The sequence below is a fragment of the Bradyrhizobium sp. NBAIM14 genome, assembly GCF_020193895.1.
GTDB classification, from domain to species: domain Bacteria; phylum Pseudomonadota; class Alphaproteobacteria; order Rhizobiales; family Xanthobacteraceae; genus Bradyrhizobium; species Bradyrhizobium yuanmingense.
The window spans coordinates 1-815 of record NZ_JADYVQ010000069.1 but is presented as its reverse complement, the minus strand read 5'-3'; the positions used below and the strand labels follow the sequence as shown (position 1 = coordinate 815).

The window sequence follows — 815 nt, the reverse complement described above, 5'->3', positions numbered from 1 at the left end:
CTGGTTTTGATCGTGCTCGCGGACCAACTCGGAAAGTCGGTGGGTGACATGTATCTGGGCGCCTGGGGGCCATCGATACTCCAGATCGCGCTGTTCGCGGGCTACACCTTCGTTCTGAGCATCGTCAAACCGGGCCATGTTCCGGCGGTGCCGAAGGAAGCGAGGACGCTCAAGGGCTGGGCACTCTGGCGCAAATGCCTTCTGGGCATCATTCCGTCCGCCGTTCTGATCTTCGTGGTGCTCGGCACGATGATGCTGGGACTCGCCACGCCGACCGAAGCGGGTGCCATGGGCGCCGTCGGCGCGATCGTCCTCGCCGTCATCCATCACAAGGATTTCAGCTCGGCCGGTCACAAAGTCTTGCTCGTGGGCGTGGCCGCGGCCGGCGTGGGCACCATCATCGGCATCTACTTCACGCCTAACCTGCCGTTCAAAATCGCGTTCGCGATTGCCTATCTGGCGGTGGCCTGGGTGTGTCTCGAGGTAATCAGGATTCCCGACCTGCGCTTGCTGGTAAAGCAGGGTTATGAGACCACCATGCGCATCACCTGCATGGTGACTTTTATCCTCATTGGATCGACCTGTTTCTCGATTGTCTTTCTCGGCTGCAACGGGGGCGTCTGGCTGGAACACATGCTGACATCGTTGCCGGGCGGTGTATGGGGCTTCTTAATCTTCATCAATCTGTTCATCTTCTTTGTCGCCTTCTTCCTCGACTTCTTCGAGATTGCCTTCATTATCGTCCCCATGATCGCGCCGACCGCCCTCAAGCTCCTCACGCCTGTCGTCGGCGCGGATGCCGCCTTGATCTGGTT

Annotated in this window: 1 protein-coding gene; it reads left to right on the top strand. The window is 59.3% G+C overall.

Annotated elements, in window-relative coordinates; all coding sequences use genetic code 11:
- On the top strand, positions 1-815 hold an 815-nt coding region (locus I6F28_RS37030), incomplete at both ends, for a TRAP transporter large permease subunit (protein WP_225143932.1).